Consider the following 17,953-nt stretch of genomic DNA (forward strand, 5'->3'; position numbering starts at 1 on the left):
GATTGTAATTTGGGATTTTTTTATTCAAAAGGCATTTAAATATTATGAAACAAAGTTTAAATTATAAATTACTATTTGCCTTAACAGCCGTAGGAATTATTTGGGGTACTACGTTTTTGGGAATTCGCGTGGCTGTAGAAACAATTCCGCCCTGGTTTGTAACATCAATCCGTCAGGGATTAGCCGGTTTGATTGTTATGACTATTCTGTTATTTAAAAAAGAATTGAAATGGATTGGCTGGGAAAATTTAAAACATCAGTTGGTTCCATCAGTATTAATGATTGTGATTGCGAATGGCTTTACGACAATTGCAGAACAAACACTCCCGAGTGGATTGGCATCTGTAATGAGTGCTTTGTCACCAGTGCTTATTTTTATTGGAGGCATTTTGTTTGGATTGCAAAAAGCAAGTTTAAAAGGTTTTGTCGGAGTTATAATCGGGTTTTCGGGCGTTGTTTTTATTTTCAAGGATGGACTTGGTTCATTTTTAGACGAGAATTATAAACACGGACTTATATTTATAAGTTTGGCGATTTTAGCATGGGCAGCGGGAACAATTTATATTAAAACGCACGCTCATAAACCGAATAATATTGCGCTAAATTTATTTTATCAGTTTTCAATGGCTTCCTGTATTCAGCTTGTTTTGGCTTTTATTTTTTCGCCCAATCCAGACCTAAGCTCATGGAGTTCCAGAAGTATATTTGCTGCTTTGTATTTGTCTGTATTTGGATCGGTAATTGCTTTTTTCTGTTACAATTATGCTTTAAAACAGGTAACAGCAGTACAGGTTTCTATTTTGTCTTATGTGAACACAATTATTGCTGTTTTTTTAGGTTGGTTAATTTTAGATGAAAAAATTACAGTAGATTTTATTATAGCAACCATACTTATTATTCTTGGAGTTTTTATTATCAACTATAAGAAGAAAGAAAAGAATGTTTAAACGTGGAAATTTTCAGACAACTTATTTTGTAAATTTGTAAGATAAAATTGTAGGAATAGTGGAAGCGGAAAAAGAAAATGAAAAAAAACACTTTTGATTTTGATGCTGAGTTTGAAAAAGCGTTAACTCCAGAGGAATTTAAAGCTGAAATGTTTAAAAGAATAAAAGGATTCTTGGAAGTAATAAGGAAATAAAAAAATCTTTGTCAGTTGAAAACTTTGACAAAGATTTTTTTTTGTACAACTATCTGTATTCTTATTAAAAACATAGCCAATGGTTTCAACCATTGGGACACAATATAATTACCAAGATACATTACCACAATTCAATTATATCAATCCGTCTTCCAAGGTTGAAACCTTGGGCTATATCAAATAATATAGAATCAAATATGTGTGTTTAAATTCTAAAAATCCCACAGGTTTTCGTATTGATCCTAAATTTAAGGATAATTAAAAAAATAAAATCCTCATAAACAATTTAGTTCATGAGGATTTTATTCATATTAGTCAATAGCTGAAAACTGAGACTTCGACTAAAAACTAATTAAGCATTAGCAGTAACCGCTTCCTTGTCAATTTTATTAATCAAACCAGCTAAGACTTTTCCAGGACCAACTTCAGTAAATAAAGTAGCACCGTCAGCGATCATTTGCTGCACAGATTGTGTCCATTTTACCGGAGCAGTCAATTGTATAATTAAGTTCTTTTTGATTTCGTTTGCATCAGAAACTGCGTTTGCAGTAACATTTTGATAAACCGGGCAAATAGGAGTTGAAAAAGTTGTAGCTTCAATTGCTGCAGCTAATTCTTCTCTTGCCGGTTCCATCATTGGTGAGTGAAATGCTCCTCCGACAGGTAAAATTAAAGCACGTTTTGCTCCGGCAGCTTTCATCGCTTCACAAGCTTTTTCAACTGCAGTAGTTTCTCCTGAAATTACTAATTGTCCCGGGCAGTTATAGTTGGCAGCAACCACAATTCCGTCAATAGAAGCACAAACTTCTTCAACAATATTATCAGCCAATCCTAAAACCGCAGCCATTGTAGATGGAGTGATTTCACAGGCTTTTTGCATTGCCAAAGCACGTTGTGAAACTAATTTAAGACCATCTTCAAAAGATAAAGTTCCGTTGGCAACCAAAGCAGAAAATTCGCCTAAAGAATGTCCGGCAACCATTTCCGGTTTGAAATCTTCACCTAAAGTTTTAGCTAAAATAACAGAGTGCAAAAATACTGCTGGCTGTGTAACTTTAGTTTCTTTTAATTCTTCGGCAGTACCTTCGAACATAATATCTGTAATTCTAAAACCTAAAATTTCATTAGCTTTTTCGAATAGTTCTTTGGCTAAAGCCGATGATTCATATAAGTCTTTGCCCATTCCTGTAAACTGTGCGCCCTGACCTGGAAATACGTATGCTTTCATTTGTCTAATTTATTTTTTTTATTTTTTTTGAAATTGAAAATTAGTTTCAATTGAAAGGCAAAAATAGTATTTTTTTAGCTCGTATAATCCTTAAACATATAAATCCATGCTAATCTTGAAAATCGAAGATTGAAAGAAGTGAGTAAAGTAATGACAACGGCAATAATGGGAATAATTCGTAAATCGAATGTTTGCTCGAAGAAAAATTGGGAAACACAATAAGTAGCAATACCTTGTGCAACTGTCAATCCGTAGTTTACATACATGGCGCCAAAGAAATATCCTGGTTCTTTTTGGAATTTGTAATTACAATGACTGCAATATTCATTCATTTTCGGAAGACCAAAATTCAGGAAAATATTTTTGTCTTTAAAAACTTTTCCTTTATGACAAATCGGACATTCGTTGCTCAAAATATGAGTTAATGTATTTGACATGACTTTGTTGTTTTTTATTTCTACAAAGGTAAATCAATGTAGAATAGAAGTCTTTTTTATATCTTCGCTTCTTATAGCACAATAAAGACATTTTGATTGAAATTCCAAATCCCAAATCTGACATTTCAAATTTGAAATCTGAAATCTGAAAATATGAAATCTACAATCTAATAGCGTATGAAAAAATATCCAATTTATAGTGTCCAGAATTTCAGTTGTAATGATGTGCATCGCGATTTTTATGTGAATACTTTTGCAGAACATTTAAAAAGTCACAGTTTTATAGAAGAACCACATCGGCATGATTCCTATTTGATGGTATTTTTTACAAATGGTTCAGGATTACATGAAGTAGATTTTGATCAATTCGAAATTAAAAGAGGAAGTTTATTCGTTTTACAGCCCGGACAAATACATCATTGGAGTCTGTCTGAAGACATCGAAGGATTTGTGATTATTTTTTCGCAAGAACTCTATAATTTATATTTCGGACAGAAAAAGATCAACGAATATAATTTTTATCATTCAATTCATAATCGCCCGGAAATGGTTTTTGAAGAAGAGGAACTGCCTAAAATAGTACCTTACTTTGATTTGCTGATACAGGAAAACAATCAGAATAATAAAATGCAATTAGATAAAATGCTGAATTTATTAGATTGCATTCACATCGAAATTTCGCGAAAATATAGTGAAACGTATTCTCATCAAACACATTCGTACAACATCAAAATCAACAAATTTGAATCGCTGTTAGAGCGTTATTTCAGACAAGAAAAATTGCCGTCTTTTTACGCAGAAAAATTAAATATCACGCTAAAACATTTAAATAGAATCTGCAATGAAATCCTGCAAAAAACCGCAACAGAAGTAATCATGGATCGTGTCATTCTGGAAATAAAAAGAATGTTAATCGACAAACAATTAGCGGTAAATGAAGTTGCATTTGCTGTTGGCTATGAAGATTACTCTTATTTCTCCAGATTTTTCAAAAAACAAACCGGAATGTCTCCCACAGAATTTAGAAATACAGTACGATAATTTTTTTTCGCCACGTATTCACGAATTTTTTTAGCGTAAGTTTGGAAAAATATAATTCGTGAATTCGTGGCGATTTTTCCTTTATTTCAACAAGAAAAACCCTGTACTTCCGAAAATGTACAGGGTTTTTAACCAACCAAATTAAAACCTATTTTTATAAGATTAAGCTTGTTTTGCAAATTGTAATTCAATGTTCAAACGAACTTCTTCTCCAACTAAAACGCCACCAGTTTCAAGAGCTGAGTTCCAGTTTAATCCCCAATCTTTACGATTGATTTTACCTTCAATATTTAAACCTACTTTAGTGTTTCCCCAAGGATCAGTCATGATTCCGCTAAATTCTACAGGAAATTTTACTGTTTTAGAAACACCTTTAATGTTTAAATCTCCAGTTAATTCATATTCTCCATCATTGATTTTTTTGAATGAAGAACCTTTGAAAGTTAATTTTGGGTGATTTTCAGCATCAAAGAAATCTCCACTTCTCAAATGCCCATCTCTGTCTGCATTTGCAGTGTCGATAGAAGCGATATCGCCAGAAAATTGAATATCAGCATTTTCGAAGTTGTCTCCGTCTGTAATAATTGTTGCATCGTAGGTTCCAAATTTACCTGAAACATTTGTAAACATCATGTGTTTAACTTTAAAACCAATTTCTGAGTGTGTTGGGTCAATTGACCATTTTGTAGTTGCCATAATTTTTATTTTTTAAATAATTAATTTCATTTTGATAGGACAAAGTTACGTTGGTAGTAATCGTAACGCACTTAACTTAGATTAAGAAATAAAAAGTGCGATTTTTTATTTTTAAATTGATTATCCTAAAAATACAATTCTCATGTAGATTGAAATTATCCTTTAGGAAAAGTTTAGTAAAAAAAGAAACGATAATAATCTGAATTACAGACTTATTACCGTTTCTTAAAAAAAAAGTATTAGTTGTGTTGCATGAATTAATAGTTCATCGGAATATCCATCAATAAGAATTCGGCATCCGTATTTGCTTTTATATTTAAGATATCAGTTCCTGAAATTCCAACAGCATCACGAGTGTTTAATTCCTGACCGTTGATTGTTACGTTTCCTTTTAAAACAAAAGCGTAAGCTCCATTTCCTTCTTTTTTGATTTTATATTCAGTTGCAATTCCGGCATCAAAATTTCCCATATTAAACCAGGCATCCTGATGAATCCAAACGCCTTCGTCATCTGCATTTGGAGACAAAATTTGCGCTAGTTTATTATGTCTGTCAGCAACATTCAATGTAATTTGTTGGTAACGAGGTGTTACATTTCTTTTGTTCGGAAACAACCAGATTTGCAACAATTTTGTTTGTTGATCTGCATTTGGGTTAAACTCACTATGTTGAACTCCGGTTCCGGCGCTCATTACCTGAATATCACCATTTTTGATGATTTCCGTATTTCCCATGCTGTCTTTGTGTGCTAAGTCGCCTTCTAGCGGAATGGTAATAATTTCCATATTATCGTGCGGATGTGTTCCGAAACCCATTCCGCCTGCGATGGTATCATCGTTCAAAACGCGAAGTGCTCCAAACTGAATTCTTTCCGGATTGTACCAGCTTGCAAAACTAAAACTGTGATAAGCGTTAAGCCATCCATGATTTGCATTTCCTCTTGTCTCTGCTTTGTGCAATACTATATTTTCCATGATGTATGTGTTTTGTTATTTTTATAGTACAAATTTACGATCAAGGTGGTAGAAAAGCACTTAATGTAGATTAAGAAAAAAGGGGCTGAGGTTCTGAGGTGCTAAGTTGCTAAGGTTTTTGTTTTGACCAAAATAAAAGAAAGTCCCAGCGGGACAATATGTTTATAGAAAATGATTGAAGCGAAGCATCAAAGCTCCAGCGGAGTGAAATGTTAATTTTAGGAAATAAAAAAATATCGTCCCGCTGAAGCTTTGATGTTGGATTGGATGTTTTTTAAGTTTTTTTTGAAGCAGTAAATTTGGTATTCAAAAGACGTCTAGTCCCGCTATCCGTTTCAATCTTTTGTGCCGAACCCCGACACAAAAGGATTTCCTCCCGAAGCCTCGGGACTATCGGGGCTAAATGAGAAGTTTCATTTTTTATAAGAAGGAGCAGAGGTTCAAAGTGCAGAGGTTTACAGCTTTTTTGCCATTCAGTTGTCATCTCGACGAAGGAGATCACACAAGTGGCTCGACAAAGATTGGCGATTGTTGGATCGGACTTTCTAGTGCGATCTCTCCTTCGTCGAGATGACAAGATTGTGTTCAGAGAATTATATTCAAAGGGAAATAAAACTTTGCGACTTCGCTCCCGATAGTTATCGGGATTGCGAGATTAAAAGAAACTCGTATTATTTAATCCTAATCAATTTCCCTTTTCCAACCACTTCATCAAGGTAATGAGCCGCCGAACTATGCTTATCATGCATGTAAAATGGAATAGTATCTTTTTTGATTTGATCTTTTGGAATACTTATGATTAAATCTTGATTGATGAAATTTTCCAATAGAATTACATTGCCATAAGAAATTTTTCCTTTTGGCATATACTTACTGTCAAATACAAAAACACTATCCTTAAAAGTGATTTTATCTCTCTGGTTATAGATATTATCTTCTTCTATTAAATAATTGTAACGGCCATTAAGTTTATCTGTTTCCTGATTTATGTTAATAGAAAGCAGCGTTATTATTAAAATAAGATATTTCATAACATTCTAACTAAATTGATTTATAAACTGCTGCACAACTGCATCCGTATTCTCATGACGTTTTTTCTGTTCCAAAGCAATTGGCGGAGCAGCTCTTTCCAAGCAATTTTTCACATCACAAGATTCGCATGTAACACCGACGATTCGTTTTACCAATGGTTTTCCTTCTATGAATTTGAACTTCTTTTTCATCGTCGGATTTATCAAAATTCCAACAGAAATACTTCGAATAGTATCATGCAAAAAAGGATCTTTTGTGGCTGATGAAAAAACCAAATATTCGTTGTTACTATGAGTATAACTCGAAATTTGAGCATCAAAAAAATGGGGTTTGTTTTGTTTGATGGCTTCATCTATAGTTTTAACCGAAACCCATCTTCTGCAGTAATGCTCGTTGGTTTCGTTGGCGTGCGGTTCCTGTTGATTGGTAATGTGTAATTCTTTTTTAATCTGATAAACGTCTGAACCAATTTTATGAGACATTCTTAAAAAGAATAAATTTTTCAGATGAAAATCTTTCGGTAGTAAATTAGTTAATCTCTGATAAAAAGATTCCGGAGAAACTTCGAAACTTTCAATTAAAGCTACAAATTCTTCCGGATTTGGTTTTTCATTGTTTAAGAAGTTGTTTATTTTACCAACAACTAATTGTCTTGGCAATAATAATGCTCCGGCAAAATAAGAAGCATAAAAGTTATGTAAAACCTGATCGAAATTATCAAATTTAATCCAGCTGAAAGTCAATAAACGATCCGATATTTTTAAGTAGTTATACGCGATTTCTTTTGCTAAAATAAAAGCTCTTTGGGGGTCATCAATTTCGGTTGAAAGCAATAACGTTTTGCTTTTCGGAACATAAATGGAACGCAAATCGCCCAAAGCTTCCTGATCTGTAAAAGCGATTTCTTTTAGTATATAATCGTATTCTTCTTTTAAAATGGCTTCTAGTTCTTCAATACTAATTTTGGAATCTAAATTGATCTGAAAGGATTTCGAAAATTCAATTACTTTCTCTTCTAAATCTTCAAAATAATTGCTGTGCGCTTCCTGATAAGAACGCAATGCTGCCAGAAAGAAACTTTCCCGGCTTAAATTATAATGTTGTGCGATTTCAATAATGGTGCTGATAAACGCATTGACTTTAGCTGGCGCATTGGCAATAATGTCAATTAAATCAGCTTCCTGAATTCCAAAAAGTTCGAGCGGAATCTCTTTTAAAATTCCTGATTTTAAGATTTCTCCAATCGGAGCGAGGTTGTTGTCGAGTTTTAAAGACACCATTTGGTCGTACGGAACGTCCAAATGAGAGCATAAAAGCAGAATTTTATCCGTTTTTGGATATTTTTTTCCCTTTTCAATTTCGTTTAAATACGATTTTGAAAGATTTGTCAATTTGGCCAAGCCAAAAAGGGAAAGATTTTTTTGAGTTCGAACCTGCTTCAGTTTTAGCCCAAAAATCAGCTTTATATAGTCTTTTTCGATATCCATAATTCAAATATAGCCATTTAAAAAATAATCGCCAAAAAATTATTTTCAATATTTAGCGAACGTTCGCTTGTTTTGTAAAAAACTTTTTTCTAATATTGTGGTGTAGAAATTATTAGATATAAAAACGTTATAATTAAAATATTATAAAAATGAATAGAAGTTGATGTAACGGAAAGATTTATTCTAATGAAAAAATAAAATTCACAGCTATGAAAAACCAATTAGAGATTACCGAGACGGCAATGGAATTTTTAGCCGAAAAGAACTTTTCTTATCCAAACATTTGGACAGAAGAAGCAACTGCTTTTATAACCGATTTGTGTCGAAAATTCGAATCGCAACGAAAATTGTTGTTGTTGCAGCGCGACCAAAAGCAAGTAACTTTTGATCAGGGCGTCATGCCATCTTTTCCTTCAGAAACCAAAACTGTCAGAGAGAGTAGTTGGACCGCTGGAGAAATTCCGAAAGATTTATTGGACAGAAGAGTAGAAATTACGGGACCAGTTGATCGCAAAATGATTATCAATGCATTAAATTCGGGAGCCAAAACTTTTATGGCCGATTTTGAAGACAGTACTTCTCCAACCTGGCAAAATTTAATGGAAGGTCAGGCGAATTTGATTGATGCTGTAAACAAAACGATTTCTTATACGGATTCGGCCAAAAATAAATCCTATCAGTTAAATGAAAAAACCGCAACATTAATTGTTCGTCCAAGAGGATTGCATTTGACCGAGAAACATCTTTCAATTGACGGAAATCCCGTTTCTGGATCTTTAGTAGATTTTGGATTATATGTTTTTCATAATCATAAAAGGCTTTTAGAAAACAATTCAGGGCCGTATTTCTATATTCCAAAATTGGAACATTATCTGGAAGCGCGCTGGTGGAATACTGTAATTGATTTTACTGAAGATTATTTAAAATTAGAACGTGGAACAATTAAAGTGACGGTTTTAATTGAAACCATAACGGCAAGTTTTCAGTTGGATGAAATTATATATGAATTGAAAGAGCATATTGTTGGGTTGAATTGTGGTCGTTGGGATTACATTTTCTCTTACATCAAAAAGTTTAGAAAAAATCCAAAGTTCATTGTTCCCGATCGTGATCAGGTAAATATGACTTCGCCATTTATGAATGCGTATTCGAATTTGGTAATTCAGAGATGTCATAAAAGAGGAATTCACGCCATTGGCGGTATGGCAGCGCAAATTCCGATTAAAAATAATGAAGAAGCCAATGCGGTCGCTTTTGCAAAAGTAAAAACCGATAAAGAACGTGAAGTTCGAAACGGTCACGACGGTACCTGGGTGGCGCATCCGGATTTGGTTTCATTGGCAAAAGAAGTTTTTGATGCCGGAATGCCAACTCCAAATCAAATTCATATTAAAAGAGAACATCGCAAAATAACAGAAGCTGATTTGATTGAACCACCAATCGGAATCATAACAGAAAATGGCGTTCGAAAAAATATCAATGTAGGTATTCTGTATTTGGCTTCATGGCTGAATGGCCAAGGCGCAGCTGCTTTGCATAATTTGATGGAGGATGCAGCAACCGCTGAAATTTCGAGATCGCAATTGTGGCAATGGCTTCAGAATAAAGTGGCTTTAGATAATGACAGAAAATTAGATTTGGCTTATTATCACGAATTGGCTTTAGATGAATATCAAAAAATAAAATCGGAATTAGGAGAAGAAAATTACGAAAAGCGTCAATTTCCTTTGGCTGAAAAAGTTTTGGAAAGATTAGTAGTAAATGCTGATTTTGTTGACTTTTTGACTATTCCATGTTACAAATATTTGTAATACGCAGTTTTTAAACACATAGAAACATAGCTCTGAAATTTAAAGAAATGGAGGTTTAAAAAAATCTAGATTTTCACACATAGCTATGTGTTTTTATACTAGTGAAACACCTTCTTTACCATAAAGAAAATCTATGTTTCTATGTGTTTGAAAAATGCAACATACCCATAAAAATGCTTTACTAACCACTTTAACTATAACATTTATGAAAACAACAGAAGACAGAATTCAGGAATTGATTAACGATTGGATCACGAACCCGAGATGGAAAGGCGTTGAGCGTCCGTACACCGCTACAGAAGTAGTTACACTTCAGGGGTCATATCAAATTGAGCATTCTATTGCCAAAATGGGAGCGCAAAAATTATGGAAAAAGTTAAAAAGTCAGGATTATGTTGCTGGTTTGGGCGCATTGACAGGAAATCAGGCGATTCAGGAAGTCGATGCTGGTTTAGAAGCGATTTATTTGAGTGGCTGGCAAGTTGCGGCCGATGCAAATTTGGCGGGAGAAATGTACCCGGACCAATCGCTTTATCCAGTAAATAGTGTTCCGATGGTGGTAAAAAAAATTAATAGCGCTTTATTGAGAGCTGATCAGATTCAGGTAGTAAATGAAGTGGAAGATAAAAAAGATTATTTAGTTCCGATTGTGGCTGATGCCGAAGCTGGTTTTGGGGGAAACCTAAATGCTTTTGAACTAATGAAATCGATGATTGAGGCGGGAGCTTCTGGAGTTCACTTTGAAGACCAATTGAGTTCTGCTAAAAAATGCGGGCATCTTGGTGGAAAAGTTTTGGTACCAACACAAGAAGCCATTAATAAACTGATCGCCGCTCGTTTGGCTGCAGATGTTATGGGAGTTTCGACTTTAATTGTTGCAAGAACAGACGCTGATGCGGCTAATTTATTAACCAGCGATGCTGACCCAAGAGATGCTAAATTTATTACAGGCGAAAAAACGAACGAAGGTTTCTTCTATGTTAACAGCGGTATCGATCAGGGAATTGCAAGGGGGCTGAGTTACGCTCCTTATGCCGATTTGATTTGGATGGAAACTAGTAATCCGGATTTGGTTTATGCAAAAAAGTTTGCCGATGCCATAAAAAAAGAATTCCCGGATAAAATGTTGGCGTACAACTGTTCTCCTTCATTTAATTGGGCTGCAAAATTATCTGTTGCAGAAATGGAAACGTTCAGGGAAGATTTGGCTGCAATGGGATATAAATTCCAGTTCATTACTTTGGCAGGATTCCATGCTTTGAATACCAGTATGTTCGAATTGTCTAAAGCATACAAAGAACGCGGTATGGCAGGTTATTCTGAATTGCAGGAAAGAGAATTTGCGCTACAGAAAAACGGATTTAGAGCGGTAAAACATCAGGCTTTTGTTGGAACTTCTTATTTTGATGCAGTTCAAAATACGGTAACAATAGGAAGATCTTCAACTACAGCAATGAAACATTCTACAGAGGTTGAACAATTTTAATTCAAAATAAAACCAGTTCATTGAACTGGTTTTTTTGTGTTTTTTTTCGCCACGAATTCACGAATTATTTTTTACAATCTTTGAGAATAGAAATTCGTGAATTGCTTCGCCTGTTCGCTATCGCTCGGGTCGTGGCGGAAAAAAACTTATTTCTTCAAAAGCCTGGCTTTCATTTTGCTAAAAAATTCTGGTGTTACACCAATGAAAGAAGCGATTTGTTTTTGAGGAACTTTATGAACCAGTGTTCCATATTTGGTAGTAAATTTTTCAAAACGTTCTTCAGCAGGTAAACTTAAATTATCCATTAATCTTTGTTGATTGGCAACTAATGAATTCTCAATTAAAATTCTAAAAAAGCGCTCTAGTTTTGGAATATCAAGATACAATTGCTCCTGATTTTCTTTAGAAAGAGAAACTACTTCAGCATCTTCTAAGACTTCAATAAAAAGCTGTCCCGGTTTTTGCGAAAAGAAACTGTACATATCGCTCATCCACCAACCTTGGCAGGCAAATGAAAGTACATGTTCGACAATATTGTCGTTAATATTGAAGCTTCTTAAAATTCCGGAATTTACAAAATACGAATGTTTGCAAACTTCGCCTGCATTTAATAAAATGGTTTTGGTTTTATAGGTGTTTGTTTCTAATTTAGATAAGAAAAGAGCCTGTTCTTCAGGTGTTAGCGAAACGTGTTTAGCAATATTTTCAAGAATTAACGCCATTATTTTTCTTTTACTAAAGTGAATGAAGTCACTTTAAAACGATTGTTTTCTACTTTTCCCGTAACAGCAGCTTTACGAATTGCATTGCAAAAACCATCTTTTGCATGTGCGTCACCGTGCTGGTCAATTGTTGTTCCGTCAACAAAATACGCTTTTCCGTCAATGCGAACGGCTAAATCACAGGCATTGCCTTTCATTCCAAATTGGCATTCTCCACAAGCGGTTTCTACAATTTGAGTTTTTTCAGCTGTTTTTTTATCCTGAGCCTGAGTTGCGATTCCAATAAAAAGGAATGCTATAAATAGTGTTTTTTTCATATTTAAGAGTTTACGGTTATTAATTTTGAAGTTGCTTTGGCGCGTTCTACAATTTCTTCGATTGGTGTTACTAAAGAATCGTGACTTAAAACAACTCCCATTCGGCGATACGGTCTTGAAGTTGGTTTTCCGAATATTCTGAAATCAGTTTTTGGCAATGCTGCTACTTTTTCAATTCCGGTAAAAGTGGGATTCGCTGAATCTTCAGAAGCTAAAATTACAGCGCTTGCCCCGGCTTTTTCCAAAGTAATTTCAAAAATTGGCAGACTTAAAATCGCACGTAAATGCAATTCAAATTCGTTGAAATTTTGAGTCCCGGCCAACGTTACCATCCCGGTATCGTGTGGGCGGGGAGAGAGTTCAGAGAAATAAACGCCCTCGTTGGTTAAGAAAAATTCAACGCCAAAAAGCCCTGCGCCACCAAGTGCTTCGGTAATTTTTTCGGCCATGTCCTGGGCTTCATACAAATCTTTTTCTGAAACTAAAGCAGGTTGCCAGCTTTCCTGATAATCACCTCGTTCTTGTCTGTGGCCAATTGGAGCACAAAATAAGGTGGGATTATTATTTTGCGTAATCGTTAAAAGGGTGATCTCTGAATTGAAATCAACAAATGCTTCCACAATTACTTCGATAACATCACCACGCGAACCAGCAACGGCATATTGCCATGCTTTTTCAATATCACTTTCGGTTTTAATTGTGGATTGCCCTTTCCCGGAAGAAGACATTAAAGGTTTTACGACACACGGAATTCCGACTTCCTGAACTGCTTTTTGTAATTCGGCTGCAGAAGTTGCGTATTGATATTGGGCTGTTTTTAAACCTAATTCTTTTGATGCTAAATCACGAATGGCTTTACGATTCATCGTGAAATTGGCCGCTTTCGCAGAAGGCACAACAGTGATTCCTTGTTTTTCGTAATCGTAAAAACGTTCGGTGCGAATCGCTTCTATTTCGGGAACAATAAAGTCCGGTTTGTGTTTGGCTACGATTCGGTCAAGCGCTTCGCCGTCGAGCATGTTGATGACTTCAAAACCGTGGGCAACCTGCATTGCGGGAGCATTTTCGTAACTGTCAACAGCAATTATAGTTTGTCCGATTCGTTGTGCAGCAATGACAAATTCTTTGCCTAATTCGCCTGAACCGAGGAGAAGTATTTTCATAGGGAATTTTGAAATTATGGAGTAGTAAAAGTAGGGAAAAATGTATTTAACCGCAAAGTTCTATTCACTTGTCTACACAATCTACATTTAACCGCAAAGTTCGCAAAGGATTACGCGAAGAACGCAAAGCTTTGTTTTGAAGTAAAATAAAAAGGTTCGCAATGATTATTAAAATCTTTGCGAACCTTGCGTATTCTCTTTGCGACCTTTGCGGTTAAGCTATTTAATGAAAATGATCTTCTTCAATTTCAAACTCGGCATCTTTTTCCCAAATTTCCATTTCACAAGGTTTACAGTTGAATTTTAATTTATACTCCAGTTCGCCTTGTTTTAAAACCAAAGGTTCTTTTACCTTGACACCTACGATATCCTTTTGGTGTATCGGACATTTTTTTAATTCGTATTTGATGCAATATTTTGTTGTCATTACACGAGATTTTCCCGGATCCCATTGTAATTCGAATGCTTTTTCTATTTCGGTAACACCGTGACGTTCGTAGAATTTACGAGCAACTTTGTTCGAAACATTGTACATGAAATCTAATTTGGTTTCAGGATACGGATGTGACGTTTTTACCAATTGGTGTTCTTCGCGTTTGTAATTTTTCAAACGAATTTCTGTTAACTGATCGTAAACCGTTCTTCGCATTTCGTTGATTTTTGAAATAGGAAGGAACCAGTTTTGAGAAAACATAATATTGATTTCATTAGCGGTATAAGGTGTGAAACCAGTTTTTGCTAATTGTATTTTGATATTTTCTTCGATTGATTCGCCAGTTTTAGTCTGCTCTTTTGAGTGTTCTAAATTTACGATGCTTACATTTCCGTCCTCATCGGTAGCGATTAATTCGAAACCAGTTTCATTTTCTGTAAGTAATAAAGTGGTGCTGATTTTTCGAACGGCACTATCTTCTCTTTCTACAATTTTAATGAAAGCTGCATCATTATTTCTGTAGATAAAAGTTCCGTCTTTTATTTCTTTTAGAACGTTCGGATATATTTTACCGTTTTCGGCTTTGTTTACATAAATTCCATCTGCTTCATTATTTTCGTTGATGAAACAAAGTCCGTCGCCGTTGTTTAAGAATTCGCCGTTTTCGATTTCGTAAGCGTTTCCAACAGTTCTGATTAATTTACCAATATATTGACCTTTTGATTTTGGGCTTTCCCAAGAACCAATAGAGCTGTGTCTTTCGTTTACAAAATAATCGGTATAACCGCGGTTGAAAGTTCTGCTCAAAGATGAATCAAAAGTATAGGTGCAAGTTCCAGATGAAGCTTTCATGTATTTGTCGCTTCCTTCGCCTTCTAAAAAACTGTCCAATTTTTGACGTAAATACGATACGTTATTTTTTACGTAAACGACATCTTTCAATCTTCCTTCGATTTTAAAAGAAACGATTCCGGCTTCAATTAAATTCGGAATCTGTTCTGAAATATCTAAATCTTTTATCGAGAGTAAATGACTGTTTTTGATTAAAGTTTCTCCGTTTCCGTCGATTAAGTTATACGGTAAGCGGCAGTTTTGAGCGCAAGAACCGCGATTAGCACTGCGTTCTCCATTAGCCACACTCATATAACAGTTTCCGCTAAACGAAACACATAAAGCCCCGGTTACGAAAAACTCTAATTCAACATCTGCCTCGTCGTATATTGTTTTAATTTGATGCAGGTTCAACTCGCGGGCTAAAACCACACGTTTGATTCCGGCATCTTTAAGGAATTTAATTTTATCTGCATCACGATTATTGGCTTGTGTACTGGCGTGAAGTACGATAGGAGGTAAGTCCATTTCCATAATTGCCATATCCTGAATAATCAGGGCATCGACACCAATATCGTATAATTCCCAAATCATTGAACGACATGTTTCTAATTCGTTGTCATATAAAATGGTATTCATTACAACAAAAACCTGAGCGTTAAATAAATGCGCATATTGCACTAAAGCGGCAACATCTTCAATAGAGTTGTTGGCATTTGAACGGGCGCCAAATTGCGGTGCGCCAATATAAACGGCATCGGCACCACTATTTATGGCAGCCATTCCCCCAATTAAATCTTTTGCAGGAGCTAATATTTCAATCTTCTTCTTCATTTCTAGTACTTTAGGCTTTTGTGGTATTCATGCAAAAAAGTTTGCAAAGTTCTTATAAATAATTTGAGTTTGCTAATACTGAAGTGACTTTTTTTGAAATAGTTAATTAATATGGAATGATGATGGTTAAGGTTTATGTTTTATTTGATTGGCTCGTAGATAAGTTGTACAACGCCTGATTTGAAAGTATTTGTTTTAAGTAATTTTAATTCAATTCTTTCTTTTAAGTCTTCAAACAATGGTTTTCCATTTCCTAAAATGGTTGGGTGAACTGATATTCTATATACATCAATAAGATTTAATTGAATAAATGTCTTAATGAGACTTGCTCCGCCATATAACCAAATATCTTTTCCAGACTGTTTTTTAATTTCATTTACTTTAGTCGTAATATCAGAATTTATAAACGTGGCATTCTCATCTTTTTTACTTTGACTGGAAAAAACATATTTCTTTTTTGAATGTACTCCTTCCCAAAGTTTCTGTTCGGCTGGATCTGCGGTTTCTTCCGGTTGAAAATTACCCCACGTATCATAACTTATACGACCATAAAAAATAGTGTCTATGTCAGACAAGAATCCATCAAAATCCATATCGTCGTCCATGATACACCAATCAATTTCTCCATTGGGACCTTCAATAAAACCATCTAAGGTTACAGCTAAATCTAAAATTACTTTTTTCATTTGAGAATATTTTTATTTAATATTTCAATATAAAAATAATATTATTTGTTTGTAATAAAGAAAAAAAACTGTCATTTAATCTAAAGGAAAAGTATACCCTGCAGCAAGTACTGCATTTGATTGTTTAGCTGCTGGATGAAAGTAGCCAGAAATACCAATTTCGAAATTATTTTTTCGGCCAATAGCTAATCCTATACTAAATGGAATGTGAAGTAATACACCACTCTTGTCGAAATTAACCCCAGGTGTTAAAGTTTCTAACTTGCCTATTGAGGCACCAATACCTCCTTCTACAAAAGGCGCTACCCAAGGAATTGGAGCACAAAAACGAACTTTTCCCCCAATTAAAAAAGCATTTGTTGTGACTCTGTATTGAGGCTGGTTTTGTAATTCTGGATTTTCATCAACTGATGTAAAAATCCCTCCTGCATAAGGCCGTACACCAAACCATGAAGTTATTCCGAAAATATATTCTCCTTCTAGGTAAAGTCCACCTCCCATAACATCTACTTCATCCTGAGCACCATAATCTTCAATATAATAAGAACCGCTGCTGGCGAAACCTATAGATCCCTTAATAGAGCGACCAATTCCTGGCTGTGCTTTTGCTAGATTTGGAAATAAAATTATAAGAACGATGGTAATAAAAATGCTGCGTAAAGTTAGTGTCATAAAATTCAATTTTGGTTTAGAAATGGTTGCGACGAATGTAAGATTTATTTTTAAAATTTGATATAAAAAAACTACCCGGTTTTTATCACCAGGTAGCTTTCTTCTCAAAAAAAATAGCATCAATTATTATGACGATCTTTTCGCTTTAATTCTGTCCAATGTGCTTTGGATGCTGTTTAATTGTTTTGAAACAATAGCTATTTGGCTTCCATCGAGTTCATTTTTTTCTAAAGCCATTTTAAATTTTTCAACAGCAGCTTCTTCACCAGTGATGCAGGCATTAATGATAGCTTCTGTGTCTCCGCCGGTGAAAGAGGACTTAATATCAATCCAGGCACGGTGTAAAGTTCCTAATGGACCTCCGCCAGAGGTATCTGTTGATTTTCCTAATTTATTGATTTGATCTTGTAATTCAACTATGAATAAAGCTCTTTCACGAGCATACTCCAAAAATTCGGCTTTAATAGATAAGTTTTCTACATGCTCCGCTGCATTGGTATATCCTAGTTTTCCGTCTTCCAAAATAGAAATTAATCCTTCTAAAGTATTAACTGCTTCTGTTGTAGTTTCTTCTGTATGTATCATAACTTTTAATTTTAAATTAATGTATAATACAAAGTTGGGATTTTACAGCGCGGAATGTCTTATAGAATTATAGTGTCATTTTATAAGATTGTGGAATGGGAATTTTGAAAGAAAAAATTTGTTTCACGCAGATCTTGCAGATTTGGCAGATTTATTTTGATTTCTTTTGATTTCTTTTGAAATGAAACTTCTCGTTGACCGTTTTGCGTGAGGGATAGAAGCGGTATCTCCCGATTTAGAAAAACAAGGCTTTTTAGCCTACCGTCTGGACACAAATATTTTTTTTAATTATATTTGAGAAAAAGTGCAGACTAGATATTTTGAAAATTTAAAAGACAAGCGATTGTTGAATAGAGGTAATTCTATTCTCAATCGCT

At 34.7% G+C, this 17,953-nt stretch carries 17 protein-coding genes; 4 read left to right on the forward strand and 13 right to left on the reverse strand.

Annotated elements, in window-relative coordinates:
• Positions 1-44: 44 nt before the first annotated feature.
• Positions 45-947, forward strand: a complete 903-nt coding sequence (locus ASC72_RS11415; RefSeq protein ID WP_056190823.1) for a DMT family transporter — start codon at positions 45-47, stop codon at positions 945-947.
• A 546-nt stretch (positions 948-1,493) separates the two neighbouring features.
• Here ASC72_RS11415 and fabD read toward each other — a convergent pair.
• Positions 1,494-2,369 carry an ACP S-malonyltransferase gene (gene fabD, locus ASC72_RS11420; protein ID WP_056190824.1) on the reverse strand — a complete coding sequence of 292 codons (876 nt, stop codon included), beginning with the start codon at positions 2,367-2,369 and terminating at the stop codon, positions 1,494-1,496.
• Between the two features lie 74 nt (positions 2,370-2,443).
• Positions 2,444-2,806 carry a DUF983 domain-containing protein gene (locus ASC72_RS11425; protein WP_056190825.1) on the reverse strand — a complete coding sequence of 121 codons (363 nt, stop codon included), beginning with the start codon at positions 2,804-2,806 and terminating at the stop codon, positions 2,444-2,446.
• Between the two features lie 177 nt (positions 2,807-2,983).
• Between ASC72_RS11425 and ASC72_RS11430 the strand changes: the two genes are divergently transcribed.
• A complete protein-coding gene (locus ASC72_RS11430) occupies positions 2,984-3,847 on the forward strand; it encodes a helix-turn-helix domain-containing protein (RefSeq protein ID WP_056190826.1) in 864 nt (287 codons plus the stop codon).
• A gap of 162 nt (positions 3,848-4,009) precedes the next feature.
• On the opposite strand, the gene ASC72_RS11435 is transcribed toward ASC72_RS11430, so the two are convergent.
• The 4 genes from ASC72_RS11435 to ASC72_RS11455 form a co-directional block, all read right to left on the reverse strand.
• Positions 4,010-4,543: a YceI family protein gene (locus tag ASC72_RS11435; protein ID WP_056190827.1), complete on the reverse strand. Its 534-nt coding sequence runs from the start codon at positions 4,541-4,543 to the stop codon at positions 4,010-4,012.
• A gap of 257 nt (positions 4,544-4,800) precedes the next feature.
• Positions 4,801-5,517: a pirin family protein gene (locus ASC72_RS11440; RefSeq protein ID WP_056190828.1), complete on the reverse strand. Its 717-nt coding sequence runs from the start codon at positions 5,515-5,517 to the stop codon at positions 4,801-4,803.
• A 671-nt stretch (positions 5,518-6,188) separates the two neighbouring features.
• Complete coding sequence (locus ASC72_RS11450) at positions 6,189-6,548, reverse strand: hypothetical protein (protein WP_056190830.1); 360 nt, start codon at positions 6,546-6,548, stop codon at positions 6,189-6,191.
• A gap of 6 nt (positions 6,549-6,554) precedes the next feature.
• Positions 6,555-8,036 carry a helix-turn-helix domain-containing protein gene (locus ASC72_RS11455; protein WP_056190831.1) on the reverse strand — a complete coding sequence of 494 codons (1,482 nt, stop codon included), beginning with the start codon at positions 8,034-8,036 and terminating at the stop codon, positions 6,555-6,557.
• A gap of 209 nt (positions 8,037-8,245) precedes the next feature.
• Between ASC72_RS11455 and aceB the strand changes: the two genes are divergently transcribed.
• Both aceB and aceA read left to right on the forward strand, forming a co-directional pair.
• Positions 8,246-9,847: a malate synthase A gene (aceB, locus tag ASC72_RS11460; RefSeq protein WP_056190832.1), complete on the forward strand. Its 1,602-nt coding sequence runs from the start codon at positions 8,246-8,248 to the stop codon at positions 9,845-9,847.
• A 205-nt stretch (positions 9,848-10,052) separates the two neighbouring features.
• The gene (aceA, locus tag ASC72_RS11465) at positions 10,053-11,333 is read left to right on the forward strand and encodes an isocitrate lyase (RefSeq protein ID WP_056190841.1); all 1,281 of its coding nucleotides are present in this window, start codon (positions 10,053-10,055) and stop codon (positions 11,331-11,333) included.
• Positions 11,334-11,479: 146 nt separating this feature from the next.
• Here the strand turns inward: aceA and ASC72_RS11470 are convergent, their stop codons facing one another.
• The 7 genes from ASC72_RS11470 to ASC72_RS11500 form a co-directional block, all read right to left on the reverse strand.
• Positions 11,480-12,055, reverse strand: a complete 576-nt coding sequence (locus ASC72_RS11470) for a Crp/Fnr family transcriptional regulator (RefSeq protein WP_056190833.1) — start codon at positions 12,053-12,055, stop codon at positions 11,480-11,482.
• Positions 12,055-12,372 (reverse strand): DUF6370 family protein, encoded by a 318-nt coding sequence (locus tag ASC72_RS11475; protein WP_056190834.1) that lies wholly within the window; start codon positions 12,370-12,372, stop codon positions 12,055-12,057. Before ASC72_RS11475 ends, ASC72_RS11470 begins: the two co-directional genes overlap by 1 nt.
• Before the next feature lie 2 nt (positions 12,373-12,374).
• Positions 12,375-13,535, reverse strand: a complete 1,161-nt coding sequence (gene purT / locus ASC72_RS11480; protein WP_056190835.1) for a formate-dependent phosphoribosylglycinamide formyltransferase — start codon at positions 13,533-13,535, stop codon at positions 12,375-12,377.
• A gap of 223 nt (positions 13,536-13,758) precedes the next feature.
• Positions 13,759-15,633: a U32 family peptidase gene (locus ASC72_RS11485; protein ID WP_056190836.1), complete on the reverse strand. Its 1,875-nt coding sequence runs from the start codon at positions 15,631-15,633 to the stop codon at positions 13,759-13,761.
• Between the two features lie 140 nt (positions 15,634-15,773).
• Positions 15,774-16,319: a dihydrofolate reductase family protein gene (locus ASC72_RS11490; RefSeq protein ID WP_056190837.1), complete on the reverse strand. Its 546-nt coding sequence runs from the start codon at positions 16,317-16,319 to the stop codon at positions 15,774-15,776.
• Positions 16,320-16,394: 75 nt separating this feature from the next.
• Positions 16,395-16,991, reverse strand: a complete 597-nt coding sequence (locus tag ASC72_RS11495) for a hypothetical protein (protein ID WP_131725808.1) — start codon at positions 16,989-16,991, stop codon at positions 16,395-16,397.
• Between the two features lie 126 nt (positions 16,992-17,117).
• Positions 17,118-17,576 (reverse strand): PA2169 family four-helix-bundle protein, encoded by a 459-nt coding sequence (locus ASC72_RS11500; protein ID WP_056190839.1) that lies wholly within the window; start codon positions 17,574-17,576, stop codon positions 17,118-17,120.
• Positions 17,577-17,953 lie beyond the last annotated feature (377 nt).

This window comes from Flavobacterium sp. Root420 (genome assembly GCF_001427905.1).
Classification (GTDB): Bacteria; Bacteroidota; Bacteroidia; order Flavobacteriales; family Flavobacteriaceae; genus Flavobacterium.

What these genes read in the sequence shown, in the direction of transcription:
- ASC72_RS11415 (WP_056190823.1), top strand. Translation starts at nt 45, where the DNA reads ATGAAACAAAGTTTAAATTATAAATTACTATTTGCCTTAACAGCCGTA.
- fabD (WP_056190824.1), bottom strand. Translation starts at nt 2,369, where the DNA reads ATGAAAGCATACGTATTTCCAGGTCAGGGCGCACAGTTTACAGGAATG.
- ASC72_RS11425 (WP_056190825.1), bottom strand. Translation starts at nt 2,806, where the DNA reads ATGTCAAATACATTAACTCATATTTTGAGCAACGAATGTCCGATTTGT.
- ASC72_RS11430 (WP_056190826.1), top strand. Translation starts at nt 2,984, where the DNA reads ATGAAAAAATATCCAATTTATAGTGTCCAGAATTTCAGTTGTAATGAT.
- ASC72_RS11435 (WP_056190827.1), bottom strand. Translation starts at nt 4,543, where the DNA reads ATGGCAACTACAAAATGGTCAATTGACCCAACACACTCAGAAATTGGT.
- ASC72_RS11440 (WP_056190828.1), bottom strand. Translation starts at nt 5,517, where the DNA reads ATGGAAAATATAGTATTGCACAAAGCAGAGACAAGAGGAAATGCAAAT.
- ASC72_RS11450 (WP_056190830.1), bottom strand. Translation starts at nt 6,548, where the DNA reads ATGAAATATCTTATTTTAATAATAACGCTGCTTTCTATTAACATAAAT.
- ASC72_RS11455 (WP_056190831.1), bottom strand. Translation starts at nt 8,036, where the DNA reads ATGGATATCGAAAAAGACTATATAAAGCTGATTTTTGGGCTAAAACTG.
- aceB (WP_056190832.1), top strand. Translation starts at nt 8,246, where the DNA reads ATGAAAAACCAATTAGAGATTACCGAGACGGCAATGGAATTTTTAGCC.
- aceA (WP_056190841.1), top strand. Translation starts at nt 10,053, where the DNA reads ATGAAAACAACAGAAGACAGAATTCAGGAATTGATTAACGATTGGATC.
- ASC72_RS11470 (WP_056190833.1), bottom strand. Translation starts at nt 12,055, where the DNA reads ATGGCGTTAATTCTTGAAAATATTGCTAAACACGTTTCGCTAACACCT.
- ASC72_RS11475 (WP_056190834.1), bottom strand. Translation starts at nt 12,372, where the DNA reads ATGAAAAAAACACTATTTATAGCATTCCTTTTTATTGGAATCGCAACT.
- purT (WP_056190835.1), bottom strand. Translation starts at nt 13,535, where the DNA reads ATGAAAATACTTCTCCTCGGTTCAGGCGAATTAGGCAAAGAATTTGTC.
- ASC72_RS11485 (WP_056190836.1), bottom strand. Translation starts at nt 15,633, where the DNA reads ATGAAGAAGAAGATTGAAATATTAGCTCCTGCAAAAGATTTAATTGGG.
- ASC72_RS11490 (WP_056190837.1), bottom strand. Translation starts at nt 16,319, where the DNA reads ATGAAAAAAGTAATTTTAGATTTAGCTGTAACCTTAGATGGTTTTATT.
- ASC72_RS11495 (WP_131725808.1), bottom strand. Translation starts at nt 16,991, where the DNA reads ATGACACTAACTTTACGCAGCATTTTTATTACCATCGTTCTTATAATT.
- ASC72_RS11500 (WP_056190839.1), bottom strand. Translation starts at nt 17,576, where the DNA reads ATGATACATACAGAAGAAACTACAACAGAAGCAGTTAATACTTTAGAA.